Annotated in this window: 13 protein-coding genes and 1 tRNA gene; all 14 read left to right on the plus strand. The window is 56.0% G+C overall.

Features of this window, described 5'->3' with window-relative positions; all coding sequences use genetic code 11:
- A partial coding sequence (locus DXT77_RS05570; RefSeq protein WP_119426915.1) for an elongation factor Tu occupies positions 1-839 on the plus strand: 839 nt, incomplete at its 5' end.
- Positions 840-892: 53 nt separating this feature from the next.
- A tRNA-Trp gene (locus DXT77_RS05575) sits at positions 893-968 on the plus strand.
- Between the two features lie 45 nt (positions 969-1,013).
- Complete coding sequence (secE, locus tag DXT77_RS05580; protein ID WP_119426916.1) at positions 1,014-1,382, plus strand: preprotein translocase subunit SecE; 369 nt, start codon at positions 1,014-1,016, stop codon at positions 1,380-1,382.
- Between the two features lie 9 nt (positions 1,383-1,391).
- A complete protein-coding gene (nusG, locus tag DXT77_RS05585; RefSeq protein WP_007957598.1) occupies positions 1,392-1,925 on the plus strand; it encodes a transcription termination/antitermination protein NusG in 534 nt (177 codons plus the stop codon).
- 117 nt (positions 1,926-2,042) lie between these two features.
- Positions 2,043-2,474 (plus strand): 50S ribosomal protein L11, encoded by a 432-nt coding sequence (rplK, locus tag DXT77_RS05590; protein WP_003228756.1) that lies wholly within the window; start codon positions 2,043-2,045, stop codon positions 2,472-2,474.
- Entirely contained in the window at positions 2,474-3,169 is a 696-nt protein-coding gene (gene rplA / locus DXT77_RS05595) for a 50S ribosomal protein L1 (RefSeq protein ID WP_011336175.1), read from the plus strand. The genes rplK and rplA overlap by 1 nt, the downstream gene beginning before the upstream one ends.
- Positions 3,170-3,367: 198 nt before the next feature.
- Positions 3,368-3,868: a 50S ribosomal protein L10 gene (gene rplJ, locus DXT77_RS05600; protein WP_011336174.1), complete on the plus strand. Its 501-nt coding sequence runs from the start codon at positions 3,368-3,370 to the stop codon at positions 3,866-3,868.
- A 79-nt stretch (positions 3,869-3,947) separates the two neighbouring features.
- Positions 3,948-4,313 carry a 50S ribosomal protein L7/L12 gene (gene rplL / locus DXT77_RS05605; protein WP_003255496.1) on the plus strand — a complete coding sequence of 122 codons (366 nt, stop codon included), beginning with the start codon at positions 3,948-3,950 and terminating at the stop codon, positions 4,311-4,313.
- Between the two features lie 220 nt (positions 4,314-4,533).
- Positions 4,534-8,607 (plus strand): DNA-directed RNA polymerase subunit beta, encoded by a 4,074-nt coding sequence (gene rpoB, locus DXT77_RS05610; RefSeq protein WP_119426917.1) that lies wholly within the window; start codon positions 4,534-4,536, stop codon positions 8,605-8,607.
- Between the two features lie 63 nt (positions 8,608-8,670).
- Positions 8,671-12,870 carry a DNA-directed RNA polymerase subunit beta' gene (gene rpoC / locus DXT77_RS05615; protein ID WP_085712352.1) on the plus strand — a complete coding sequence of 1,400 codons (4,200 nt, stop codon included), beginning with the start codon at positions 8,671-8,673 and terminating at the stop codon, positions 12,868-12,870.
- Positions 12,871-13,085: 215 nt separating this feature from the next.
- Positions 13,086-13,457, plus strand: coding sequence for a 30S ribosomal protein S12 (gene rpsL, locus DXT77_RS05620; protein WP_003186084.1), 372 nt, complete (start codon positions 13,086-13,088; stop codon positions 13,455-13,457).
- A gap of 109 nt (positions 13,458-13,566) precedes the next feature.
- The gene (gene rpsG, locus DXT77_RS05625; protein WP_007957592.1) at positions 13,567-14,040 is read left to right on the plus strand and encodes a 30S ribosomal protein S7; all 474 of its coding nucleotides are present in this window, start codon (positions 13,567-13,569) and stop codon (positions 14,038-14,040) included.
- A 30-nt stretch (positions 14,041-14,070) separates the two neighbouring features.
- On the plus strand, positions 14,071-16,176 hold the full coding sequence (fusA, locus tag DXT77_RS05630; protein WP_085712351.1) for an elongation factor G: 2,106 nt from the start codon (positions 14,071-14,073) through the stop codon (positions 16,174-16,176).
- A gap of 31 nt (positions 16,177-16,207) precedes the next feature.
- Positions 16,208-16,385, plus strand: a 178-nt coding sequence (locus DXT77_RS05635) for a GTP-binding protein (RefSeq protein ID WP_236223339.1), incomplete at its 3' end; no start/stop codon positions are given.

The following is a 16,385-nucleotide window of genomic DNA, read 5'->3' on the forward strand; positions in this document are numbered from 1 at the left end:
ACATCCTGCTGTCCCGTCAGGTAGGCGTTCCGTACATCGTGGTTTTCCTGAACAAGGCTGACCTGGTAGACGACGCAGAGCTGCTGGAACTGGTTGAGATGGAAGTTCGCGACCTGCTGTCCACCTACGACTTCCCAGGCGACGACACTCCGATCATCATCGGTTCGGCTCGTATGGCGCTGGAAGGCAAAGACGACAACGAAATGGGCACCAGCGCTGTCAAGAAGCTGGTGGAAACTCTGGACAGCTACATCCCAGAGCCAGAGCGTGCTATCGACAAGCCGTTCCTGATGCCAATCGAAGACGTGTTCTCGATCTCGGGTCGCGGTACTGTAGTAACTGGTCGTATCGAGCGTGGAATCGTCCGCGTTCAGGACGCCCTGGAAATCGTTGGTCTGCGTGACACCACCACCACCACCTGCACTGGTGTTGAGATGTTCCGCAAGCTGCTGGACGAAGGTCGTGCTGGTGAGAACTGCGGCGTTCTGCTGCGTGGCACCAAGCGTGACGACGTTGAGCGTGGTCAGGTTCTGGTTAAGCCGGGTTCGGTTAAGCCTCACACCAAGTTCACCGCAGAAGTTTACGTTCTGAGCAAGGAAGAAGGCGGTCGTCACACTCCGTTCTTCAAAGGCTACCGTCCACAGTTCTACTTCCGTACTACTGACGTGACTGGTAACTGCGAGCTGCCAGAAGGCGTTGAAATGGTAATGCCAGGTGACAACATTCAGATGACTGTTACCCTGATCAAAACCATCGCGATGGAAGACGGTCTGCGTTTCGCTATCCGTGAAGGCGGTCGTACCGTCGGCGCTGGCGTCGTAGCCAAAATCATCGAGTAAGTAGTTGTAATGTATTTTTCGGGCCGGCATAATGGTCGGCCTGATTTTGTTTTAGGTCAGTAGCTCAATTGGCAGAGCGACGGTCTCCAAAACCGTAGGTTGGGGGTTCGATTCCCTCCTGACCTGCCAGATTCACTCGGTGTGTCTGGCTTTCTTTTCACAGGATCTTCATAGATGACTCCTAAGGCTGAAGCTCAAGGCTCTCGCTTCGATCTGCTCAAGTGGCTTGTAGTGGTCGCTTTGGTGGTGGTTGGCGTTGTAGGCAATCAGTATTACTCTGCTTCGCCGATCCTGTACCGTGTACTCGCTTTGCTTGTCGTTGCTGCTGTAGCTGCCTTTGTGGGCCTGCAGACTGCCAAGGGCAAGTCTTTCTTTGTACTGGTTAAGGAAGCTCGTACCGAGATTCGTAAAGTCGTATGGCCAACTCGCCAAGAAACCACGCAGACCACTCTTATTGTTGTGGCTGTTGTTCTGGTTATGGCGTTGCTGTTGTGGGGGCTTGATTCCCTGCTCGGCTGGCTTGTTTCCTTGATTGTCGGCTAAGGGTGTCCCGTGGCTAAGCGTTGGTACGTTGTGCATGCTTACTCGGGTTACGAGAAGCATGTCATGCGCTCGCTGATCGAGCGTGTAAAGCTGGCTGGCATGGAAGATGGCTTCGGCGAAATTCTGGTTCCCACTGAAGAAGTGGTTGAAATGCGTAATGGCCAGAAGCGCAAAAGCGAACGCAAGTTCTTCCCTGGTTATGTGCTGGTACAGATGGATATGAACGAGGGTACTTGGCACTTGGTCAAGGACACTCCTCGGGTGATGGGTTTTATCGGCGGTACCGCTGACAAGCCTGCGCCAATCACTGATAAAGAAGCCGAGGCGATTCTGCGTCGCGTTGCTGACGGTAGTGACAAGCCGAAGCCGAAGACGTTGTTCGAGCCAGGTGAAACCGTTCGTGTCAATGACGGTCCATTCGCTGACTTTAACGGTGTTGTTGAAGAAGTTAACTACGAAAAGAGCCGGATCCAAGTGGCAGTGCTCATTTTCGGTCGCTCTACTCCGGTAGAGTTGGAGTTCAGTCAGGTCGAAAAGGTCTAACTGGACAAGCATCCCAACCCCGCAGCCCTAGGCTGTGGGGTTTTGTCGTCACTGGGATAAACGCGCAAGTAACCGGGGAGCCTTTCGAGGCGTTCGAACCCGTAATTGGAGTGCCTCATGGCCAAGAAGATTACCGCTTACATCAAGCTGCAAGTGAAGGCCGCTCAGGCTAACCCAAGCCCACCTGTTGGTCCTGCTCTGGGTCAGCACGGCGTGAACATCATGGAATTCTGCAAAGCTTTCAACGCCCGTACCCAGGGTCTGGAAGCTGGTCTGCCGACTCCAGTGATCATCACTGTCTACAGCGACCGTAGCTTCACTTTCGAAACCAAATCCACCCCTGCTTCGGTTCTGCTGAAGAAGGCGGCCGGTCTGACCAGCGGTTCCGCTCGTCCGAACACCGTTAAGGTTGGCACTGTTACCCGTGCTCAGCTGGAAGAAATCGCGAAAACCAAAAACGCGGATCTGACTGCAGCTGATATGGATGCAGCCGTGCGCACTATCGCCGGTTCTGCTCGTAGCATGGGCCTTAACGTGGAGGGTGTGTAATGGCTAAGCTGACCAAGCGCCAAAAGGCTATCGCTGAAAAGATCGAAGCGGGCAAGTCCTACAACTTCGAAGAGGCCGCAACTCTGCTGGCCTCGCTGCCAGCTGCCAAGTTCGTCGAGTCGTTCGATGTGGCCGTTAACCTGGGCGTAGACCCGCGTAAATCCGACCAGGTCGTTCGTAGCGCTACTGTGCTGCCACACGGCACTGGCAAGACCGTTCGCGTTGCTGTGTTTACCCAGGGTCCAGCTGCCGAGGCCGCTCTGGCTGCCGGCGCTGACCGCGTAGGTATGGACGAACTGGCTGCCGAAATGAAAGGCGGCGACCTGAACTATGACGTAGTGATCGCATCCCCTGATGCCATGCGCGTTGTAGGTCAACTGGGTCAGATCCTCGGTCCACGTGGCCTGATGCCTAACCCGAAAGTTGGTACCGTTACTCCAGACGTAGCCACCGCGGTTAAAAACGCCAAAGCTGGTCAGGTTCGTTATCGCACCGACAAAAACGGCATCATCCACACTTCCGTTGGCAAGATTGGCTTCGATGCCGTCAAGCTGAAGGAAAACGTTGAAGCTCTGATCGCTGACCTGAAGCGTATCAAGCCAGCTTCCTCGAAAGGTATCTACGTCAAGCGCGTTACCCTGAGCACCACCATGGGCCCAGGTCTGGTCATCGACCAGAGCTCGCTGGACGCGTAAGACAAAAGTTGGCGCAGGTAACTGCGCCAATTGAAAGATTGGGGTCCCTGCCTGGCGGGGGCTATCCAAGACCGTAGGCGACGCAAGTCTTAAACCTCAAGCCTACGCAGATGGTGCTCCCGGTTCCTTACCGAATCAGACACCAAAACGACATTCGGTTTCGATCGAATGAAACGGTAACAAGCAGGAGTTAAACCCGTGGCAATTAATCTCGAAGACAAGAAGGCCATCGTCGCTGAAGTCAACGAGGCTGCCAAAGTCGCTCTGTCCGCTGTCGTGGTTGATGCCCGTGGCGTAACAGTAGGCGCAATGACCGGACTCCGTAAAGAGGCTCGTGAAGCTGGCGTTTACGTACGTGTTGTACGTAACACCCTGCTCAAGCGCGCTGTTGCTGGCACTTCGTACGAAGTGCTGAACGACGCGTTCACCGGCCCGACCCTGATCGCATTCTCCAACGAACACCCGGGCGCTGCTGCTCGTCTGTTCAAGGAATTTGCCAAGGGTCAGGATAAGTTCGAGATCAAGGCAGCTTCGTTCGAGGGCAAGTTCCTCGCAGCGAATGAGATCGACGTGCTGGCAAGCCTGCCAACTCGCGACGAAGCTATTGCGAAACTGATGAGCGTGATTCAAGGCGCTACCAGCAAGCTGGCTCGTACTCTGGCGGCAATTCGCGATCAGAAAGAAGCTGCTGCAGCCTGAGGCTGAGCGTTTCCAATCTCGCGTATTTTTGTTTATTTCGACGGCCGTACAGGCTGTCCACCAAATCAGGAATTGAGTCATGTCTCTGACTAACGAACAAATCATCGAAGCAATCGGCCAGAAAACCGTTCTGGAAGTTGTTGAGCTGATCAAAGCAATGGAAGAAACCTTCGGCGTGACCGCTGCTGTTGCTGCTGCTGGTCCAGCTGCTGCTGCCGCTGTTGTTGAAGAGCAAACCGAGTTCAACGTTGTTCTGGTTGAAGCCGGCGACAAGAAAGTAAACGTGATCAAGGCAGTTCGTGAACTGACCGGTCTGGGCCTGAAAGAAGCCAAAGAGAAAGTCGACGGCGCTCCTCAGGTTGTAGCTGAAGGCGTTTCGAAAGAAGCTGCTGAAGACGCTAAGAAGAAGCTGGAAGAAGCAGGCGCTAAAGTCGAGCTGAAGTAAGCATCGACTTTGCTCCTCCAGCCCGAGCGTCAAGCGACAGGCTGATGGCTGGTGGCTCTTGCCACCGGCCTTTTTCCGTTATTGGCAGCCGACTCGGTCGGTGCCGATAACGAGCTGTAACCATCCGATGTGATGGCGCAAACCATGGGGTTTGCACGATTTTCTGGCTGCTCCCGTCGGGAGGGGCCAAACAAGCAGGTGACCAAGCTGGGGAACGCTGATGGCTTACTCATATACTGAGAAAAAACGTATCCGCAAGGACTTTAGCAAGTTGCCGGACGTCATGGATGTGCCTTACCTCCTGGCCATCCAGCTGGATTCGTATCGTGAATTCTTGCAAGCGGGAGCGACTAAAGATCAGTTCCGCGACGTGGGCCTGCATGCGGCCTTCAAATCCGTTTTCCCGATCATCAGCTACTCCGGCAATGCTGCGCTGGAGTACGTCGGTTATCGCCTGGGCGAACCGGCATTTGATGTCAAAGAATGCGTATTGCGCGGTGTAACTTTCGCCGTACCTTTGCGGGTAAAAGTGCGCCTGATCATTTTCGACAAAGAATCGTCGAACAAAGCGATCAAGGACATCAAAGAGCAAGAAGTCTACATGGGTGAAATCCCCCTGATGACTGAGAACGGTACCTTCGTAATCAACGGTACCGAGCGTGTGATCGTTTCCCAGTTGCACCGCTCCCCGGGCGTGTTCTTCGACCACGACCGTGGCAAGACGCACAGCTCCGGCAAACTGCTGTACTCCGCACGCATCATTCCTTACCGCGGTTCGTGGCTGGACTTCGAGTTCGACCCGAAGGACTGTGTATTCGTACGTATCGACCGTCGTCGCAAGCTGCCGGCCTCGGTATTGCTGCGCGCGCTCGGCTATACCACCGAAGAAGTGCTGGACGCGTTCTACACCACCAACGTATTCCACGTTAAGGGCGAAACCCTGAGCCTGGAGCTGGTACCTCAGCGTCTGCGCGGTGAGGTTGCTGTTCTCGATATCCAGGACGGCAATGGCAAGGTGATTGTCGAGCAGGGTCGTCGTATCACTGCCCGTCACATCAACCAGCTGGAAAAAGCCGGGATCAAAGAGCTGGACGTGCCTCTGGACTACGTCCTGGGTCGCACCACCGCCAAGGTCATCGTGCATCCGGCAACCGGTGAAATCCTGGCAGAGTGCAACACCGAGCTGACGACCGAAGTCCTGGCAAAAGTCGCCAAGGCTGGCGTCGTTCGCATCGAAACTCTGTACACCAACGACATCGACTGCGGTCCGTTCATCTCCGACACGCTGAAGATCGACTCCACCAGCAACCAATTGGAAGCGCTGGTCGAAATCTATCGCATGATGCGTCCGGGCGAGCCGCCAACCAAAGACGCTGCCGAAACCCTGTTCAACAACCTGTTCTTCAGCCCTGAGCGCTATGACCTGTCTGCGGTCGGCCGGATGAAGTTCAACCGTCGTATCGGTCGTACCGAGATCGAAGGTTCGGGCGTGCTGTGCAAGGAAGACATCGTCGCGGTACTGAAGACTCTGGTCGACATCCGTAATGGTAAAGGCATCGTCGACGACATCGACCACCTGGGTAACCGTCGTGTTCGCTGCGTAGGCGAAATGGCCGAGAACCAGTTCCGCGTTGGCCTGGTACGTGTTGAGCGTGCGGTCAAAGAGCGTCTGTCGATGGCTGAAAGCGAAGGCCTGATGCCGCAAGACCTGATCAACGCCAAGCCAGTGGCTGCGGCGGTGAAAGAGTTCTTCGGTTCCAGCCAGCTGTCGCAGTTCATGGACCAGAACAACCCGCTGTCCGAGATTACCCACAAGCGTCGTGTCTCCGCACTCGGCCCTGGTGGTCTGACTCGTGAGCGCGCAGGCTTCGAAGTTCGTGACGTACACCCGACTCACTACGGTCGTGTCTGCCCGATCGAAACGCCGGAAGGTCCGAACATCGGTCTGATCAACTCCCTGGCTGCTTACGCTCGCACCAACCAGTACGGCTTCCTCGAGAGCCCGTACCGTGTGGTGAAAGAGGGTGTGGTTACCGACGAGATCGTGTTCCTGTCCGCTATTGAAGAAGCCGATCACGTGATCGCGCAGGCTTCGGCGACCATGAACGACCAGAAAGTCCTGATCGACGAGCTGGTAGCCGTACGTCACCTGAACGAATTCACCGTCAAGGCGCCTGAAGAAGTCACCCTGATGGATGTTTCGCCGAAGCAGGTAGTTTCGGTTGCAGCGTCGCTGATTCCGTTCCTCGAGCACGACGACGCCAACCGTGCGTTGATGGGTTCGAACATGCAGCGTCAGGCTGTACCAACCCTGCGTGCCGACAAGCCGCTGGTAGGTACCGGCATGGAGCGTAACGTGGCTCGCGACTCCGGCGTTTGCGTCGTGGCTCGTCGTGGCGGCGTGATCGACTCCGTTGATGCCAGCCGTATCGTGGTTCGTGTTGCCGATGACGAAGTTGAAACGGGTGAAGCCGGTGTCGACATCTACAACCTGACCAAATACACCCGCTCGAACCAGAACACCTGCATCAACCAGCGTCCGCTGGTGAGCAAGGGTGATCGCGTTCAGCGTAGCGACATCATGGCCGACGGTCCGTCCACCGACATGGGTGAACTGGCTCTGGGTCAGAACATGCGCATCGCGTTCATGGCATGGAACGGCTTCAACTTCGAAGACTCCATCTGCCTGTCCGAGCGAGTGGTTCAGGAAGACCGCTTCACCACGATCCATATCCAGGAACTGACCTGTGTGGCTCGTGACACCAAGCTTGGCCCGGAGGAAATCACTGCGGACATCCCGAACGTGGGTGAGGCTGCACTGAACAAACTGGACGAAGCCGGTATCGTTTATGTAGGTGCCGAAGTCGGCCCGGGCGACATTCTGGTTGGTAAGGTCACTCCGAAAGGCGAGACTCAACTGACGCCGGAAGAAAAGCTGCTTCGCGCAATTTTCGGTGAGAAGGCCAGCGACGTTAAAGACACTTCCCTGCGGGTGCCAACCGGCACCAAGGGTACTGTCATCGACGTTCAGGTGTTCACCCGTGATGGCGTTGAGCGTGACAGCCGTGCCCTGTCGATCGAGAAGACCCAGCTGGACGAGATCCGCAAGGATCTGAACGAAGAGTTCCGCATCGTTGAAGGCGCGACCTTCGAACGTCTGCGTTCCGCTCTGGTAGGCCACAAGGCTGAAGGCGGCGCGGGCCTGAAGAAAGGTCAGGACATCACCGACGAAGTACTCGACGGTCTTGAGCATGGTCAGTGGTTCAAGCTGCGCATGGCTGAAGATGCTCTGAACGAGCAGCTCGAGAAGGCTCAGGCCTACATCGTCGATCGTCGCCGTCTGCTGGACGACAAGTTCGAAGACAAGAAGCGCAAACTGCAGCAGGGCGATGACCTGGCTCCAGGCGTGCTGAAGATCGTCAAGGTTTACCTGGCAATCCGTCGTCGCATCCAGCCGGGCGACAAGATGGCCGGTCGTCACGGTAACAAGGGTGTGGTCTCCGTGATCATGCCGGTTGAAGACATGCCGCACGATGCCAATGGCACCCCGGTCGACGTGGTCCTCAACCCGCTGGGCGTACCTTCGCGTATGAACGTTGGTCAGATCCTTGAAACCCATCTGGGCCTCGCGGCCAAGGGTCTGGGCGAGAAGATCAACCGGATGGTCGAAGAGCAGCGTAAAGTCGCTGAGCTGCGTACCTTCCTGGACGAGATCTACAATCAGATCGGCGGTCGTAACGAAGATCTGGACAGCTTCTCCGATCAGGAAATCCTGGATCTGGCGAAGAACCTGCGTGGCGGCGTTCCAATGGCCACTCCAGTGTTCGACGGCGCCAAGGAAGTTGAGATCAAGGCCATGCTGAAACTGGCGGACCTGCCAGAAAGCGGCCAGATGCAGCTGACCGACGGCCGTACCGGCAACAAGTTCGAGCGTCCAGTTACCGTTGGCTACATGTACATGCTGAAGCTGAACCACTTGGTAGACGACAAGATGCACGCACGTTCTACCGGTTCGTACAGCCTGGTTACCCAGCAGCCGCTGGGTGGTAAGGCGCAGTTCGGTGGTCAGCGTTTCGGGGAGATGGAGGTCTGGGCACTGGAAGCATACGGTGCTGCTTACACTCTGCAAGAAATGCTCACAGTGAAGTCGGACGATGTGAACGGCCGGACCAAGATGTACAAAAACATCGTGGACGGCGATCACCGTATGGAGCCGGGCATGCCCGAGTCCTTCAACGTGTTGATCAAGGAAATTCGTTCCCTCGGCATCGATATCGATCTGGAAACCGAATAACACGTGACGCGATCGAGAGCGGGGCAGGATTGCCCGCTCTCTGCTCCGCCAGGAGGAAAGGCCTTGAAAGACCTACTGAATTTGCTGAAAAACCAGGGTCAAGTCGAAGAGTTTGACGCCATCCGTATCGGATTGGCCTCGCCTGAGATGATCCGCTCGTGGTCGTTCGGTGAAGTTAAAAAGCCGGAAACCATCAACTACCGTACGTTCAAACCTGAGCGTGACGGTCTGTTCTGCGCCAAGATCTTTGGCCCGGTAAAGGATTACGAGTGCCTGTGCGGTAAGTACAAGCGCTTGAAGCACCGTGGTGTGATCTGCGAGAAGTGCGGCGTTGAAGTTGCGCTGGCCAAGGTTCGTCGTGAGCGCATGGCGCACATCGAACTGGCTTCGCCGGTTGCCCACATCTGGTTCCTGAAATCGCTGCCGTCCCGTATCGGTCTGCTGATGGACATGACCCTGCGTGATATCGAACGCGTTCTCTACTTCGAGAGCTATGTCGTTATCGATCCGGGCATGACCACTCTTGAAAAAGGTCAGCTGCTGAACGACGAGCAATACTTCGAAGCGCTGGAAGAGTTCGGTGACGATTTCGACGCCCGCATGGGTGCTGAAGCTGTCCGTGAACTGCTGCACGCTATCGACCTGGAACACGAGATTGGCCGTCTGCGTGAAGAAATTCCGCAAACCAACTCCGAAACCAAGATCAAGAAGCTGTCCAAGCGTCTGAAGTTGATGGAAGCCTTCCAGGGTTCCGGCAACCTGCCAGAGTGGATGGTGCTGACCGTTCTGCCGGTTCTGCCGCCAGATCTGCGTCCACTGGTCCCGCTGGACGGCGGTCGTTTCGCGACTTCCGACCTCAACGATCTGTATCGTCGAGTGATCAACCGTAACAACCGTTTGAAGCGCCTGCTGGATCTGTCCGCTCCGGACATCATCGTGCGCAACGAAAAGCGTATGTTGCAGGAAGCTGTCGATGCACTGCTCGACAACGGTCGTCGTGGCCGCGCTATCACCGGTTCGAACAAGCGTCCTCTGAAATCCCTGGCTGACATGATCAAGGGTAAGCAAGGTCGTTTCCGTCAGAACTTGCTCGGTAAGCGTGTTGACTACTCCGGTCGTTCGGTAATTACCGTAGGCCCGACCCTGCGTCTGCACCAGTGCGGTCTGCCGAAGAAGATGGCTCTCGAGCTGTTCAAGCCGTTCATTTTCGGCAAGCTGGAAATGCGTGGTCTGGCGACCACCATCAAAGCGGCCAAGAAAATGGTCGAGCGCGAGCTGCCGGAGGTTTGGGACGTTCTCGCTGAAGTGATTCGCGAACACCCGGTTCTTCTCAACCGTGCACCGACCCTTCACCGTCTGGGTATCCAGGCGTTTGAACCGGTACTGATCGAAGGTAAGGCTATCCAGCTGCACCCTCTGGTCTGTGCTGCGTACAACGCCGACTTCGACGGCGACCAAATGGCCGTGCACGTACCGCTGACGCTGGAAGCCCAGCTCGAAGCGCGTGCGTTGATGATGTCGACCAACAACATTCTGTCGCCAGCCAACGGTGAGCCAATCATCGTTCCGTCGCAGGACGTTGTATTGGGTCTGTACTACATGACTCGTGAAGCGATCAACGCCAAGGGCGAAGGTCGTGTGTTCGCGGATCTGCAGGAAGTTGACCGTGTGTTCCGTGCCGGCGAAGCCGCACTGCACGCGAAGATCAAGGTTCGTATCAACGAAACCGTGAACGATCGTGACGGCAACAGCGTGAACAACACCCGTATCGTCGACACCACTGTCGGCCGTGCGCTGCTGTTCCAGGTTGTACCAAAAGGTCTGTCGTTCGACGTCGTCAACCTGCCGATGAAGAAAAAGGCGATCTCCAAGCTGATCAACCAGTGCTATCGCGTGGTTGGTCTGAAAGAGACCGTGATCTTCGCTGACCAGTTGATGTACACCGGTTTTGCCTACTCGACCATTTCCGGCGTTTCCATCGGTGTTAACGACTTCGTTATCCCGGATGAAAAAGCCCGCATCATCGGTGCTGCCACCGACGAAGTGAAAGAGATCGAGAGCCAGTACGCGTCCGGCCTGGTCACCCAGGGCGAGAAGTACAACAAAGTGATCGACCTTTGGTCGAAAGCGAACGACGAAGTCTCCAAGGCGATGATGGCCAACCTCTCGAAAGAGAAAGTCATCGACCGTCACGGCGACGAAGTCGAGCAGGAATCGTTCAACTCGATGTACATGATGGCCGACTCGGGTGCGCGGGGTTCCGCAGCACAGATTCGTCAGCTGGCCGGTATGCGTGGTCTGATGGCCAAGCCGGACGGTTCCATTATTGAAACGCCAATTACCGCGAACTTCCGTGAAGGTCTGAGCGTACTCCAGTACTTCATCTCGACTCACGGTGCTCGTAAAGGTCTGGCGGATACCGCGTTGAAAACCGCGAACTCCGGTTACCTGACTCGTCGTCTGGTAGACGTGGCGCAGGATCTGGTCGTGACCGAGATCGATTGCGGCACCGAGCACGGCCTGGTAATGACTCCGCACATTGAAGGCGGTGACGTTGTAGAGCCGCTGGGTGAGCGCGTATTGGGTCGTGTCATTGCCCGTGACGTATTCAAGCCGGGTACCGAGGACGTCATCGTTCCTGCCGGCACTCTGGTAGACGAGAAGTGGGTCGAGTTCATCGAGCTGAACAGCATCGACGAAGTGATCGTGCGTTCGCCGATCAGCTGCGAAACCCGCTACGGCATCTGCGCCAAGTGCTACGGCCGCGACCTGGCTCGTGGTCACCAGGTGAACATCGGTGAGTCGGTCGGCGTAATCGCTGCCCAGTCCATCGGTGAGCCGGGTACCCAGCTGACGATGCGTACGTTCCACATCGGTGGCGCGGCAAGCCGTACTTCCGCAGCCGACAGCGTTCAGGTGAAGAACGGCGGTACCGTCCGTCTGCACAACCTGAAGCACGTTGAGCGTGTGGATGGCAACCTGGTTGCCGTGTCCCGTTCCGGTGAGCTGGCGATTGCTGACGACTTCGGTCGTGAGCGCGAGCGTTACAAGCTGCCGTACGGTGCTGTGATTTCGGTTAAAGAAGGTGACAAGGTCGACGCTGGCGCCATCGTGGCCAAGTGGGATCCGCACACTCACCCGATCGTTACCGAAATGAAAGGTACCGTGACCTACGTGGGCATGGAAGAAGGCATCACGATCAAGCGTCAGACTGACGAATTGACCGGTATGACCAACATTGAAGTACTTGATCCGAAAGATCGTCCGGCTGCCGGCAAGGACATTCGTCCTGCTGTGAAGATGGTCGATGACAACGGCAAGGATCTGTTGCTGCCAGGCACTGACGTTATTGCTCAGTACTTCCTGCCAGCCAACGCCCTGGTCGGTGTTGCGGACGGTGCGAAGATTGCGATCGGTGATGTTATCGCTCGTATCCCGCAGGAAACTTCGAAGACCCGTGACATCACCGGTGGTCTGCCGCGTGTTGCCGACCTGTTCGAAGCCCGTCGTCCGAAAGAGGCGTCGATTCTGGCTGAAGTCAGCGGCACCATCGCGTTCGGTAAAGAGACCAAGGGCAAGCGCCGTCTGGTCATCACCCCGAACGACGGTAGCGATCCGTACGAAGAGCTGATTCCGAAGTGGCGTCACCTGAACGTGTTCGAAGGCGAACAGGTAAACCGCGGCGAAGTTATCTCCGACGGTCCGAGCGATCCGCACGACATCCTGCGTCTGCTGGGTGTGAGCGCGCTGGCCAAGTACATCGTTAACGAGATCCAGGACGTTTACCGTCTGCAGGGCGTGAAGATCAACGACAAGCACATCGAGACCATCCTGCGTCAGATGCTGCGTAAAGTTGAGATCTCCGAGTCCGGCGACTCCAGCTTCATCAAGGGCGACCAGATGGAACTGACTCACGTTCTGGTAGAGAACGAGCGTCTGAACGCGGAAGACAAGTTTGTCTCCAAGTTCACCCGCGTTCTGCTGGGTATCACCAAGGCGTCGTTGTCGACCGAATCGTTCATCTCGGCGGCTTCCTTCCAGGAAACCACCCGCGTACTGACCGAAGCGGCCGTAACCGGCAAGCGCGATTACCTGCGCGGCCTGAAAGAAAACGTGGTTGTGGGTCGTCTGATCCCGGCCGGTACCGGTCTGGCTTATCACAGCGAGCGCAAGCGTCGTCGTGATGCAGACAAACCGTTGCGCGTAAGCGCCAGTGAAGTGGAAGCTGCACTGACCGAAGCGCTGAACTCGAGCGGTAACTGAGTTCTGCGATAAATGAGCTGAGGCCCTGATCTAACCGTTCATCGAATCGAGACAATTTGTCGAGGTTCGACGAGCGGGGAGGTCGGGGCCTTGCCTTGACTGGGGACAAGATCCTCTTTAGACTCTTGATCCCCTAAATTTGGCGGGAATCCGTTCCTGCCATTTTGCTTTTCTTGCAAGACAATAGCGTCGCAAGACAACAGTGGAGCTAGTAGATGGCAACTATCAACCAGCTGGTACGTCAGCCGCGTAAGCGTATCGTCGAGAAATCCGACGTGCCTGCGCTGCAGAACTGCCCGCAACGTCGTGGCGTGTGCACCCGTGTGTACACCACTACGCCGAAAAAACCTAACTCGGCACTGCGTAAAGTATGCCGTGTGCGTCTGACCAACGGTTTCGAGGTTTCCTCGTACATCGGTGGTGAAGGCCACAACCTGCAAGAGCACAGCGTGGTACTGATCCGCGGCGGTCGTGTAAAAGACTTGCCAGGTGTTCGTTACCACACCGTTCGCGGCTCCTTGGATACTTCCGGCGTTAAAGGCCGTAACCAGGGTCGTTCGAAGTACGGTACCAAGCGTCCGAAGTAATCGGCCGTTTTGCAGATTTTCATTTTATTGAGTCGATAAGAGTAAGGTCGGGCGCGAATCCTCAAGGATCTGTCCCGAACTAACCTGAAGACCGTTTGAGGGCTTATCAATGCCAAGACGTCGCGTAGCAGCAAAGCGTGAGATTCTGGACGATCCGAAATACGGAAGCCAAATCCTCGCCAAATTCATGAACCACGTTATGGAAAGCGGCAAGAAAGCCGTTGCCGAGCGTATCGTTTATGGTGCCCTGGAAACCGTTGCGGCTCGCAAGACCGGCACCGATCCCCTGGAACTCTTCGAAAAAGCACTCGACGCCATCGCTCCGCTGGTCGAAGTGAAGTCGCGCCGCGTTGGTGGTGCTACTTACCAGGTTCCGGTCGAAGTTCGTCCGTCCCGTCGTAACGCTCTGGCAATGCGCTGGTTGGTAGACTTCGCCCGCAAGCGTGGCGAGAAGTCTATGGCTCTGCGCTTGGCTGGCGAGCTGCTGGATGCTGCTGAAGGTAAAGGTGCTGCTGTTAAGAAGCGTGAAGACGTGCACCGTATGGCCGAAGCTAACAAAGCTTTCTCGCACTACCGCTTCTAATTTTAGCTTCACTAATTTTGCGAGGGCTTTATGGCTCGTACTACTCCGATTAGTCGCTACCGTAACATCGGTATCGTCGCTCACGTGGATGCTGGTAAAACCACCACCACCGAGCGCGTCCTTTTTTACACTGGCAAAAGTCACAAAATGGGCGAGGTGCATGACGGCGCCGCGACCACAGACTGGATGGTTCAGGAGCAGGAGCGTGGTATTACCATTACTTCTGCTGCCATTACCGCCTTCTGGAAAGGTTCCGAGAAGCAGTACCCGCACGAGCATCGCTTCAACGTAATCGATACCCCGGGTCACGTAGACTTCACTATTGAAGTAGAGCGTTCCCTGCGCGTACTCGACGGCGCTGTCGTTGTGTTCTGCGGTACTTCGGGTGTTGAGCCTCAGTCGGAAACCGTATGGCGTCAAGCCAACAAATACGGCGTTCCACGTCTTGTTTATGTAAACAAGATGGACCGTGCTGGTGCCAACTTCCTGCGCGTGATCGGTCAGATCAAACAGCGTCTGGGTCACACTCCGGTGCCGATCCAGCTGGCTATCGGTTCGGAAGACAACTTCCAGGGCCAGATCGACCTGATCAACATGCAAGCTGTTTACTGGAACGACTCTGACAAGGGTATGGTTCCGGTTCGCAAGGAAATCCCTGCGGACATGCTCGAGCTGGCCACTGAATGGCGCAGCAACATGGTTGAAGCTGCGGCTGAAGCCAGTGAAGAGCTGATGAACAAGTACCTGGAAGGTGAAGAGCTGTCGATCGCCGAGATCAAGGCTGCTCTGCGTCAGCGTACTATCGCTGGCGAAATCGTTCTGGCTGTTTGCGGTTCGTCCTTCAAGAACAAGGGTGTTCCCCTGGTTCTCGACGCCGTTATCGACTTCCTGCCTGCTCCGACCGACATTCCTGCTATCAAGGGTTCCAACCCTGATAACGAGGAAGAAGAGATGGAGCGTCATGCAAGCGACGACGAGCCGTTCGCGGCGTTGGCGTTCAAGATCGCTACCGACCCATTCGTGGGTACTCTGACCTTCGTCCGCGTTTACTCGGGCGTGTTGAACTCCGGCGACGGCGTGATCAACTCGGTCAAAGGCAAGAAAGAGCGCGTGGGTCGTATGGTGCAAATGCACGCAAACGCCCGTGAAGAGATCAAGGAAGTGCGCGCTGGCGACATCGCGGCCCTGATCGGCATGAAGGACGTCACCACTGGTGAAACCCTCTGCAACGCTGACAAGCCAATCATCCTGGTTCGCATGGACTTCCCGGAGCCGGTTATTTCGGTTGCCGTAGAGCCTAAGACCAAGGATGACCAGGAAAAAATGGGTATCGCTCTGGGCAAGCTGGCTCAGGAAGACCCGTCTTTCCGCGTTAAAACTGATGAAGAGACTGGTCAAACGATCATCTCCGGCATGGGCGAGCTGCACCTGGACATCCTGGTTGACCGGATGCGCCGTGAGTTCAACGTCGAAGCCAACATCGGCAAGCCTCAAGTTTCGTACCGTGAGCGCATCACGAAGAACTGCGAAATCGAAGGCAAGTTCGTTCGTCAGTCCGGCGGTCGTGGCCAGTTCGGTCACTGCTGGATTCGCTTTGCTCCTGCTGACGAAGGTCAGGAAGGTCTGCAATTCCTGAACGAAGTAGTAGGTGGTGTGGTTCCTAAGGAATACATCCCGGCTATCCAGAAGGGTATCGAAGAGCAGATGAAGAACGGCGTTGTTGCCGGCTATCCGCTGATCGGCCTGAAGGCTACCGTGTTCGATGGTTCTTACCACGACGTCGACTCCAACGAGATGGCGTTTAAAGTGGCTGCTTCCATGGCGACCAAGCAACTGGCCCAGAAGGGTGGTGGTGAGTTGCTCGAGCCGATCATGGCGGTAGAGGTTGTTACGCCTGAAGACTATATGGGTGACGTGATGGGCGACCTTAACCGTCGTCGCGGCATGATCCAGGGTATGGAAGACACAGTGTCCGGCAAGGTTATCCGTGCCGAAGTTCCACTGGGTGAGATGTTCGGTTATGCGACCGACGTTCGTTCCATGTCTCAGGGTCGCGCAAGCTACTCTATGGAATTCAAAAAATACGATACGGCTCCGTCGCACATCGTCGAATCCGTTACCAAAAAACAAGGCTGATTCAGCCCCTTTAGGCTAGGAGTTAATTGTCGTGGCTAAAGAAAAATTTGATCGTTCCCTACCGCACGTAAACGTTGGCACCATCGGTCACGTTGACCACGGTAAAACCACTCTGACCGCTGCTCTGACTCGCGTCTGCTCCGAAGTTTTCGGTTCGGCCGTAGTTGAATTCGACAAGATCGACAGCGCTCCAGAAGAAAAAGCTCGCG

The sequence above is a fragment of the Pseudomonas sp. 91RF genome (genome assembly GCF_003576265.1).
GTDB lineage: Bacteria > Pseudomonadota > Gammaproteobacteria > Pseudomonadales > Pseudomonadaceae > Aquipseudomonas > Aquipseudomonas kribbensis.